This is a genomic window from Methylobacterium segetis (assembly GCF_004348265.1).
GTDB classification, from domain to species: domain Bacteria; phylum Pseudomonadota; class Alphaproteobacteria; order Rhizobiales; family Beijerinckiaceae; genus Methylobacterium; species Methylobacterium segetis.
Window position 1 is genome coordinate 48,161 of sequence record NZ_SMNT01000006.1, and the last position, 9,353, is coordinate 57,513.

General features: G+C 67.2%; 14 protein-coding genes. 3 read left to right on the forward strand and 11 right to left on the reverse strand.

Translation table 11 applies throughout. The features are described from left to right. Positions 1–20 precede the first annotated feature (20 nt). The 6 genes from E1J50_RS02820 to E1J50_RS02840 form a co-directional block, all read right to left on the reverse strand. Positions 21–362 carry a hypothetical protein gene (locus E1J50_RS02820; RefSeq protein WP_132250195.1) on the reverse strand — a complete coding sequence of 114 codons (342 nt, stop codon included), beginning with the start codon at positions 360–362 and terminating at the stop codon, positions 21–23. Between the two features lie 16 nt (positions 363–378). Beyond that, complete coding sequence (locus tag E1J50_RS02825) at positions 379–636, reverse strand: hypothetical protein (protein ID WP_132250197.1); 258 nt, start codon at positions 634–636, stop codon at positions 379–381. A 236-nt stretch (positions 637–872) separates the two neighbouring features. Continuing rightward, a complete protein-coding gene (locus tag E1J50_RS02830) occupies positions 873–1,136 on the reverse strand; it encodes a hypothetical protein (RefSeq protein WP_132250199.1) in 264 nt (87 codons plus the stop codon). Next, positions 1,129–1,302 (reverse strand): hypothetical protein, encoded by a 174-nt coding sequence (locus E1J50_RS27090; protein WP_165937753.1) that lies wholly within the window; start codon positions 1,300–1,302, stop codon positions 1,129–1,131. The genes E1J50_RS02830 and E1J50_RS27090 overlap by 8 nt, the downstream gene beginning before the upstream one ends. A 61-nt stretch (positions 1,303–1,363) precedes the next feature. Beyond that, positions 1,364–2,479 (reverse strand): contractile injection system protein, VgrG/Pvc8 family, encoded by a 1,116-nt coding sequence (locus E1J50_RS02835; RefSeq protein ID WP_165937754.1) that lies wholly within the window; start codon positions 2,477–2,479, stop codon positions 1,364–1,366. After that, a complete protein-coding gene (locus E1J50_RS02840; protein ID WP_132250203.1) occupies positions 2,472–3,119 on the reverse strand; it encodes a hypothetical protein in 648 nt (215 codons plus the stop codon). Before E1J50_RS02840 ends, E1J50_RS02835 begins: the two co-directional genes overlap by 8 nt. A 275-nt stretch (positions 3,120–3,394) precedes the next feature. Between E1J50_RS02840 and E1J50_RS02845 the strand changes: the two genes are divergently transcribed. Then, a complete protein-coding gene (locus tag E1J50_RS02845) occupies positions 3,395–3,643 on the forward strand; it encodes a PilZ domain-containing protein (protein WP_165937755.1) in 249 nt (82 codons plus the stop codon). Positions 3,644–3,762: 119 nt separating this feature from the next. Next, positions 3,763–3,954: a hypothetical protein gene (locus E1J50_RS02850; protein WP_132250207.1), complete on the forward strand. Its 192-nt coding sequence runs from the start codon at positions 3,763–3,765 to the stop codon at positions 3,952–3,954. Between the two features lie 29 nt (positions 3,955–3,983). Here E1J50_RS02850 and E1J50_RS02855 read toward each other — a convergent pair whose 3' ends face one another. The 3 genes from E1J50_RS02855 to E1J50_RS02870 form a co-directional block, all read right to left on the reverse strand. Next, a complete protein-coding gene (locus E1J50_RS02855) occupies positions 3,984–4,286 on the reverse strand; it encodes a hypothetical protein (RefSeq protein WP_132250209.1) in 303 nt (100 codons plus the stop codon). Positions 4,287–4,296: 10 nt separating this feature from the next. Beyond that, on the reverse strand, positions 4,297–5,103 hold the full coding sequence (locus tag E1J50_RS02860) for a hypothetical protein (RefSeq protein WP_165937756.1): 807 nt from the start codon (positions 5,101–5,103) through the stop codon (positions 4,297–4,299). A gap of 85 nt (positions 5,104–5,188) precedes the next feature. Continuing rightward, positions 5,189–5,533, reverse strand: a complete 345-nt coding sequence (locus E1J50_RS02870) for a helix-turn-helix domain-containing protein (protein ID WP_132250213.1) — start codon at positions 5,531–5,533, stop codon at positions 5,189–5,191. A 103-nt stretch (positions 5,534–5,636) separates the two neighbouring features. Here E1J50_RS02870 and E1J50_RS02875 point away from each other — a divergent pair, with 103 nt between their 5' ends. Then, positions 5,637–5,912, forward strand: a complete 276-nt coding sequence (locus tag E1J50_RS02875; protein ID WP_132250215.1) for a DUF6522 family protein — start codon at positions 5,637–5,639, stop codon at positions 5,910–5,912. A gap of 248 nt (positions 5,913–6,160) precedes the next feature. On the opposite strand, the gene E1J50_RS02880 is transcribed toward E1J50_RS02875, so the two are convergent. Both E1J50_RS02880 and E1J50_RS02885 read right to left on the reverse strand, forming a co-directional pair. Continuing rightward, positions 6,161–8,764: a PriCT-2 domain-containing protein gene (locus E1J50_RS02880; protein ID WP_132250217.1), complete on the reverse strand. Its 2,604-nt coding sequence runs from the start codon at positions 8,762–8,764 to the stop codon at positions 6,161–6,163. Further along, a complete protein-coding gene (locus tag E1J50_RS02885) occupies positions 8,761–9,183 on the reverse strand; it encodes a hypothetical protein (protein ID WP_132250219.1) in 423 nt (140 codons plus the stop codon). The genes E1J50_RS02880 and E1J50_RS02885 overlap by 4 nt, the downstream gene beginning before the upstream one ends. Between the last annotated feature and the right edge of the window lie 170 nt (positions 9,184–9,353).

Here is a 9,353-nt window from a genome sequence, read left to right on the forward strand (position 1 = left end):
CTGGATCGGAAGCGGACCTCTCACTGATCAGTCGCGCTGCCTGTCGGAGGCGGCTGCGATAGGCCCTGCGCCTTCCAGCGCCAGCCGCCCGACCAGTCCGGATAGCTTTCGATCCGACGTCCGCCGCAGGCCGTGCACCGGCAGCGCAACGCCACGTCCGGCACGTACTCGTCGGGGCGGAGCCGCTCGAACGGAATCAGCGCCTCGTGATTGCAGGCGCACTTCACGGTGATACCGCGGGCTCCGTTCTGGCGCGCGTTGGCGACCGTGGCCGGCTCGCACTCCCGGCCCTCCACGTCGTAGCTCCGGCGCGGGTTGCGGAGGCGGCGCGGGACGGATGGACCTCTGCCGATCGCGCGCATGGCCTCACCACTTCGCCTAGGGCGCCGTGCCCTGCGCCTCGTCGCGCTCTGCACGAAGCTGCATCAGAGCTAGCTCGAAGTCTGAGATCTCAACGACCCTGGCCGCCGCAAGCCGCGCCTCGTTTCTCGACAGACGGCCGGTGTGGGCGATCTGATCAGGATCCTCGGTGAAGAACAGGTGCCCGATAGCGAGGCCGTTCGCATCCTCGATGCGGTAGGCATCCTCGAGTTCGACGACGCGCCAGGGCGGTACAAAGCGGATTGGGTCGGTCATAGGCGCAGCCAGAACAACATCATACCGCTGAGAGACAGAGCGGCCAAAATGATCGCCCTGAGCGGGATCAACCCTGCATCCCGCTTGACGTTCAGATCCTTCACCGAGTCTCCGGCCGGGCCAGCTCGGTCATTGCGGAACGCAAGTTTCCAGAGCGACGACGAGGCCCATCACGGTGATTGCGACAGCGCCAGCGATGACGATCGCGCCAAACGGGCTTTGGTGGAGCGGCAGCATCACCGCTTCTCCGGCCGGGCCAACCAGATTGCAGTTCGCACCGCGGACCGCTTCAAGCCATCGCTTGCCGAGCTGTCCGCCAGCACGTCCGAGGCCCATCGATTGCTGCTGATCGCGACGGCAAGATCGAGCTCGTGACTCTCTCCAAAGGCGAAGAGGGTCGTTGCCGGATCGGCCATGTAGGCATCGACAGCGGCGCTTACCGCATCGTCGGAGAGGGTGTTCTCTTTCACCAGATCGCCGATTGTGGGTTGCTCAGCCACGCTGTCGCTCCCTTGCCAGCGCTCTCAGCGCTTCGGCGTACAGATCCACCGCGCCGGGAGGCACGATGAAGCCTTCCAGACGCCCTTCCTCCGCGCGGTCAGCGATCTCGCGCAACTCGCTCACGGTGTAGCTGGTGATACGGCGGGGCGGTGCCTTCGTAGTCATGCCGCGAGGATAGGGCTCACCACCGAAAATCCCAGGTCGAGGATGCCGGCCGAATGGCCCTTCACGTCACCGCCTCCGGCTTCGCCTGGCTCGCGCCGAGGTCGTAGAAGCCGTCGTTCTCCTTGGCGTTTGCGTAGCGCTGCTCCCAGGCCAGCCGGTTCACCATCTCGATCGTCGTGACGGTGCCAGCGTTCGCATCCTGCATGTACGTGTAGGCCGCCAGCTTCAGCACCTCGGTCCCGCTCTCGGTCGGGAACAGCATGGGGCTCTTCACCGACACAGCGTCGCTCGGCTCCCAGAGCCCGCCGATCCCAGGGCGTAGCCAGCCCTTGTAGGTGAGGCTGAGCTGCAGAGCGAAAGATTGCAGGACCTGAGCCTCCCAATTCGTCCGCAGCTGCGCGCCGCGCTCGTCCAATGGCATCTCGGCGATGATCTTCTGGACCGCGCCAGGGGTGCCGCCGGGGACCGTGGCCTTCGCCTGTACCTCGGAGGCCTTCTTGCCGGATAGGCTGTCGGAACCGGGCTGCTGAGCGCCGATGATAAGCGCCTCAACCGCAAGATGGCGCAGCTGGCAGGTCGCTGCGAGGATGTTCTCGCCTTCGACAAAGCGCGCGACCTTGTCGGCGGTCTTCGGCCCGGCCACGAGGTTGCCCTTGGCATCGGCATAGAAGAACAGACCGCGCTGCTTGCAGAGCCGCGCGATCAGATCGAAGGGCGTCTCACCGTAGCGAACCATGACGTTCGGGAAGGGCTGATCCCAGCCGTCAGGGCCGTTCTGCACCCGGAAGCTCAGGCCGTAGGGCTTCAGCACTGCGTTTGCGATGGCGTCGAGCTTGTAACCTCGGTACTGGCCCGTCCCGCCGTTGATGCTGGCCTCGGTGATGAGGCCGGCCTTGCCGTAGCCGACGAGCTGCACCGCGTGCCGGTTGGCGTCGTAAGCCGCCTGCCGGTCGCGGATGTAGCCTCTCTCGATGACGTTGTAGCCAGCCAAGACGATGTCGACCCGATCGCCCGGGGCAAGCCGCAGCTCCTTGATCGCGCTGGGCTCCGCGCAGACCAAGCGTAAGCGGCGGAGCCATCCCTCAGTGCGGAAGTCCTGTTGCACCTCGACGGAGATCCAGTTGCGGTAGACGCCGCCCTTGGTCCGGACTTCGCAGATGAGTTCGGGATCAGCCACGCGAGCCTCCTGTGCCGGTGATGTCGGATAGGGCGAGATCCCGCTGGAAGCGCCGCGGATCGTCGTCGAAGCGGGCATTCCACACGGGATTGGCGTCGAGGTGCTGTTCGAGGGCGTCCGGCTCGAAACGGACGCCTGCCGCCTCAGCGTAGGCCTGCCAGTTCGGCTCGGTGAGCCAGCCAGAGGGTGCGCGGAGATCGTGCTCGTCGCCCTGAAAGTCGGGATGGCGCATCGCCTGCAGCGTCAGCCCGGCCGCCTCAATGAAAGGCGAATGCGCGAGGCGAGCCGCAGCGTAGGCCACCTCAAGCGAGCCGCCGGCCTCCAGCACGGCCGCGGCGACGATGTCCGCGTGCGGACGCAGCAGGTAGAGCACCGTGCGCCAAACCGCGATGTCGAAGGGGTTGCCGTCGCTGCTCGCCTCGGCCGGCTGGTGACGAGCTGCGGTCTGGGCCGGAACGTTGCCCTTCGCCATCCCGCCTCGGTAAACCGCCGGGCGCTCGCTCAGCAGTCGCTCGGACGCTTCGATGTCCACGCGTGCATCTGCCGTCATCACGAGGTGACCGCGCGCCTCCCACTTCTGGATCGTCGAGCGGTTCACGCGGTGGCGACGGGCGAAGGCTGCTTTGGTTTCCGTTGCCATGGGTTGCCTGTTGCCGTGTTGCCTGTTGCCGGGTTTTGATGCGTCAGGGCTACTGACCTATCGACCTCGCGCTGACCCTCGGGCCTCTCCCCCCTTGGGAAGGACCCTGGGAATCGCATGCTGACCCGCTTCACGCTCTGGAAAGCGGTCTGAGATAGGTTGTGGGCGACCGATCTCGCGCGCACTACCCTCGGCTTCCAATGACCCAACCTAATGGCGCCGCACCCGCGGCCCCCGACAAGCGGCTCGGTGGCGAGCGTCACGAGACGCTGCGCTTGGCCACCATCGTGCTGGAGGATGGCGAGCAGATCCCATGCGTGATCCGGGATATGTCGGTGAGCGGGGCCAAGCTCAGCGTGGCGCGTCGCTTTCGCCTGCCCGAATACTTCGACCTTATGGTCGCCGGTCGCGACCTGACGTGTCGGGTTCGACGCGCGTGGCGGCGAGGCGATTTCGCTGGCGTCTCGCTCCTGGCTGCCGATGGCGTCCTGAAAGAGGCGGCGGAACAGGGTCGAACACCCTGACCAGCACCTAGGAGAGCGCCCCTTGCTCAAGTTCCTCAGCCGATGGTTCGCGCTCTCGGTCGTCTTCGGCCTGCTGCTCGGCCGGTTCATGAAGGCGGGCAAAGGACCACCGATGCGGGATGATGAGCGGCGGTAAGTCTGCACGCTCACCCCCACAAATTGGCTCGGCCGGCACGCTGACCGGCTTGCCGAGCAGCCGCCTCGCGGGCGGCAACATCAGTCGCGGCCTCGTGCAGAGTGCCCGGCGCAATTTCGCGCTCGGTGCCGTTACCGACGCCTCCGGCATCACCGGGATCGACCGGCGGCTTTGAGATGGCATGCGGGCTGTTCAGCTCGACGTTCATGCCTTGCGGACCCAAACCGTGCCGTCGTGGGCGCGGCGTTCAGTGCCGACCGGCTCCTGCGGGCGGGTATCGCGGGGTCGCTCGACTGCGTGGGCATGGCGCAGGGCAGTCTCGGCCATGCGCTGACCCTCCTCGCGCTCTGCTTTAGCTTTGCGCTCGGCATCCCAGCCGGCGACCTCAGCCTCGACCTCTTCGCGGATCGCAGCCTTCCGGGCTTCCGGAGTCTCTGCGTAGGGCGTCCTGCCCAGCGTGCGCTGCGCCCATTCGAGGCCCGCTCGCATCTCGGATCTGTCGTGCATCGTGGAATCCTCAGTAATGGTGCTTGCCGGGCTCCCGGCTCGGGATGCAGAGGCCGTGCATGAAGGATCGGTGAGGCACAGCCGGCGAGGGCAGGCTCACGATGGTCTGGCGACCAGTGCTGCGCCACTTGCGGACGATGTTGGGGTCGTTCGGGTTGTAGCCGTTGACCTCTTTGCCGGTGCGCGTGTCGATGGCGACTTGGATCCGCTCGTCCGCGTACTCGACACCTGTCGCTGGCTTGCCGTTGTCTGGCTCCGGCGGAGCAAGAGGCTCGCGGCCGTCGGGCAACTCGCGGTTGGCTTCGCTCACCGCGAAGTTCCCGGCCGTGATCCGCAGCGCGATCTTGGCGAGGGCCCTTGCGGCTTCCTCGTACTCCTCGACGGCCTTTACGGCATCGTCGCGCTTCTTCCGAGCAGCCTCATAGATGCCGGTACGCCGTGCCTGCTCTTCCTCGTACTCGGCCGTGTCCAAGAGCGGCAGCAGGCGCTCGCGCCTCAGCGCGGCACGCTCGGCTCGGTTCTTGGCCGCGTTCATTGCCTCGTCGTGGCAGCGCAGATCCTCATCGGTGCCGTCGAGCAGGACCGCCTCGCGCTCGTCGACGAGGCGCAGGTGCTCGGCCAGCGCGGCGACGCGCTCGGCCTCTAGGCGGTCGAGTTCCGCCTGAACGTCGGCGGAGGACATCTGCTTCGGCTTCAGCTTTGCGCCCATGAACCACCCTGAATTGATCGCGGCCTCGTGCACCTTGACCAGCTCGAAACCGACTGGGGCCTGGAGGTGCACTTCCCGTTGTTCGACCGGCCGCGGGAGCCGTCGCATGGCGCCCCGAGTGAGGTGATTGCGCCAGCCGAAACGTGCACGAGCAAGCGTGCATTTCGTGCATCTCGTGCACGGAGAAGGATTTTTAGACGCCGATCCGCTCTGACAGCCGTCTGCGCGAGACGCGCCACCGGGCGCCGTAGAGACGTCCGATGCCATCCACCCTGCACCACCGACGAACGGTATCCGGCGAGCATCCCGCGCGTTCGGCAGCCGCCCCGACAGTCAGCAACCGCTCATCGTCCGCGCAGTCCGGCCAGATCAGGTCGGCGTGGGACGGTGGCGGGGTGAGCACCAAGCCGCCGGCGAGGTAGCGCTGCAGCCGGTCGTTCACGTCGCGCAACTCGTCGAGCAGACCGGCCAGCACTGGGTCGGCGATGTCGGAAGACGGCCGGGCATCCTCCAGGGCTTGGTGCTCAGACGGCGCCATGGGCGCGCTCCGTGGTGGAATAACTTTCCGACTGCACCTGATCAGAAGGTGATACGGTCAGTCTCAGCCCGCCTCTGCTGCCGAGCTGACGGAGGGCATCAAGATGCGCCTGAAATTCGATCTTCACGACAAATGGATCGTGGACCCGCACGAGCTTGCTGCGAAGCTCGGCTCGAATGCGAAAGAGTTGCGTCGGCTGGACGAGCTTGGTCTCGTCATCGTCCGTATCGAACCCGGGTCTGGGATCGACGAGGGTAGAGCGCGGGTGACCGTGCGAACCGAGCAGGCCGGCTGGGAAGGCATATTCGACAAGACGGGCGCATTGATCGATGAGACTCCCTTGCCGCCCGCAAAGCCGCTGAACGAGTTCGCCCACTAGGCCAGAGCCAAGCGTGCCGCTGAGGGGCTGGCGCTCAGCTGACGCATAGGCGCACCTCCGGCCGAACATCATGGGGGTTTGGGGGGTATTGGGGGTTCGTTTCAGCCGCACCCTATGAACTGTCGCGTGCGCTCGCCTGCGCGTCACACACACTCGTTGTACGAGTTCACTGACAGTTTGCCGCGTTGGCTGAAAACAAACCCCCGAAACCCGCGAAACCCCCATCCGGAGCGTGCGGAGAGGTGCCATCAGAACTGCGCCCCAGCGCGACTTGCCGCCGTGGAGCACAGCGTGAAGCGGTTGCCGTGGCTTCCATCCTCGCGCATCTCGATCTTGTGGCCGTCGACGACGCGCCCCTTGATCCGGGCCAGCCACTTGCCCAGCCGTCGGCTGTTCACCGCTCCACCGTCGCCGGCCTGGCGCAGCAGCAGGTCGCGGAACTCCGGCGCTACGAAGTCCTGTACGCTGTAGTCAAAGCTGGTGCCCGGCCGCTTCTCGACAGCGGTCTTGATGATGGCGTTCGTCGTGTAGCCGGAGGAAAGGCTCAGATGCTCGCGCCAGTGGCCGAACAGCTCTCGGATCGCGGAGAGTTCTGGATCCTCCTCTCGGGCCTGCTCCATGCTCGAGACCGGATCGGCGTGGCCGAGCCAGATCAGCGGAGCGCGAACCATATCGGACCATTCCTCGTAGCTGCCGATAGGGCCGCAGACCTTCGGCATGCCGGCGACGCGGTAGGCATGGATCATTGTCAGGATGGCAGCGACGTAGGCGCCGCGATCGGCCAGGACGCGGGCGATCGGATCGAAGTCGAAGCCGCGGAGCTCGGGCCGCTCGATCTCAGCGTCGAGCGAGCAGACCAGGGCGCGCCGGGTCATGTCGCCGACCAGCGTCAGGTTGTTGCCCGTCGCAAAGACCGTTGACCGCACCTCGAGCTCCGGCGCCTCGCTCTTGCCCAGGATTCGCACCTGCACGAGCGGGCGCTCCGTCAGTTGGCAGAGCATTTCGCCGCCGAGTTCGCCGTTCACGTTGTCGATCGACACGACCGGCACAGCAGCACGCAGCAGGGCGCCGAGCCGCTTCTCGGTCTCCTCCTCGGTCTTGCCGGCCGCAATGACGGGGCAGCGACGGCCGGTTGCGACCGCGGAAGTCAGGTCGACGAGGTAGCTCTTGCCTGTGCCTGGGCTGTGCGCCCGGATCGCGTGCATCGGCGCTACCGGCAGCGTGCCCCGCACCAGCGCGGTCATCACGCCAGACAGCGCTACGGCCCGGTCGACCGGCCCAACGAACGGGAAGCCGCTGAGCAGGTCCTCGACCAGCGCCAGGGCGGCGCCGGCCTCTCGCATGCCCGGCCGCTCGGGCAGTGTCGGCAGGGTGAAGTTCGGATCGAGGGCGAGGTAGAGCCGCGTTGCGGGATCGTAGCCAGCACGCGCGAGCAGTGTGCCATCGGATCGGAGCGTCGGCGTCGTTATGATCCCGGCGACCGGCGGCAGGCGCCACTGACCCTCGCGGGCGAGCAGGGTGGCGGTCATCTCGACCGGCGGATTGATATCGAGCCAGTCCCGCGCCCGCGCGTCGAAGCGCTGGAAGTTCATGATGCGGGAGGCTGCATCGGCGAGGCTGACCGTCGTGAGCGGAGACATCCGGGCGACGGTCGTGGTGCGCCCTTTCGCGGCCGGCACGTCCTCCAGCACCGGCCGGACGAGTGCGCCGGCCCGGTTGAAAATCTCGACGGGCGAGTCGAGCAGCAGCGCCTCCATCCGGTCGACGGCCGCCGGCACCTGCCCGGCGATGAAGCGCACGATGGGGCGGGCATCCTCCTGCGGATCCGCGCTCGGATCAGGCCGAGCCTGGCGCTCCGCGCGACTCTGCTTGGCCGCACCGGATCGCCCCTGACGGCGCCAGCCGTTCTCGGCGGCGTGCCAGAACAGGGTCGCGATCGTGACCGTGCGACCCTGCGCGAAGGTCGCCCACTTCCTGGAAGTCAGGTCGGGATCGTTGCGGGGCGAGGTGGCCGACCAGCTCTCCCAGAGGTCGCGCCCAGCCTCGCCGAGCCCGTGATGCAGGGCAAAGCCGATCCGGATCCACTCGTCGTAATCAAAATCGTTCGGGATGCTGGCGAGCGCGTCAGCGATGGTCTCGCGGTCGGGCTTCTCGTGCGCGCCGAAGCCGCCGGCCTTCCGGCCCTTGGTCTCCCGGGCACGGGCCTCCTGCTTGCGCTCGCGTTGCGTCGCGCCGCCGGCCTTGCGCAGGATCTCCTCGGCTTCGGCCACGAACTGCCGGAGCGCGCCTTCCGTGGTCTCGGGCAGGTCCGCGAAATCGAGGGTGAGCGGCGAGGCGTCTGGCCAGCGATAGGGTGCGCGGGTGTCCGGATGGATCCCGAACCCAACGAACTGCTGGCCGCGCGCCAGCACCTCGACCTTGGTAGGCTTCTCGGCCGAATCGTCGCTGAAGGTGAGCGCGGCGGTCTGGATCTTGTCGACCGGGATCTCGAGGCGGTAGCCGAGCAGTACCTTCGGCTCGCGCCCGATCCGCACGAACGGCGTCGGGCCGAGCAGATCGTGGGCGCGCTCTGTGACGGCGGCGGCGAGATCTGGTTGCAGCACGTCGATATCGACACCGACGAGCGCTCCGCAGAGCAGGCCCGTGTTGGTGCAGCCGGGCTCCGCGATCGCCCAGCGCTCGATCTCCTCGGGCGAGGCGCCCAGGCAGCGGCTCTCCCACCGCAGCATAGTCGGCCGCTTACCGGCCGAGGCAACGTTCATGGTGGGCCCGGACACCGGCAAGGGGTGGTAGCCGCGCTGCCGGAGGGCGAGGCGCAGTTCGGTCGGGGTGAGAGGCTGGTGAGCTGTCATGCGCCTCCTCCCTCGTGCAGCGGACCGCCGGGCAGGCGCATGGCGTCGAGCATCATAGTTTCGCGCAGAAGGATGCGCGGGTGCCGCTCGGCGTAGCGGGCCCAGAGCCAAGCACCGCCCTCGTCCGGCACATCACTGCCGTCCTCGTCGGCCGGGCCGGGGACGTGGATCTTCAGCCGCACGCCCGGCGCGAGCTGCTTTACGACCGTGAAGGCAGCGTCGTCGGTCGGCAGCGGGGCCATGGGGGCGCCGTGCACGGTCTCCAGCTGCGCGATTTCGGTGCGCGCCATCCGGCGGACCCGGTAAGTGCGATGCGGGAACCGCTCGAAGAACCGGCGGTCGGCATCGATCACCGGCTCGTTGGCGTCGGTGAGGCGCTTGAGGCGGCGCTGGGCTGTGCGGGAGAGACCGAGGCTCATGCGCGCCCCCATCGATCGGGGGAGGCGTAGGCCAGTTCCGCGATGACGGTTGCGAGCTCGGCAGAGATACCGAACCGGCGGGCGATGTAGAGATCTTGTCGAAGCGCAGGGGCTGCGGTATTCCCGATAGTGACAGCCGCCAAGCAGTCAGTTTCGGAAGCCCGCCGCAG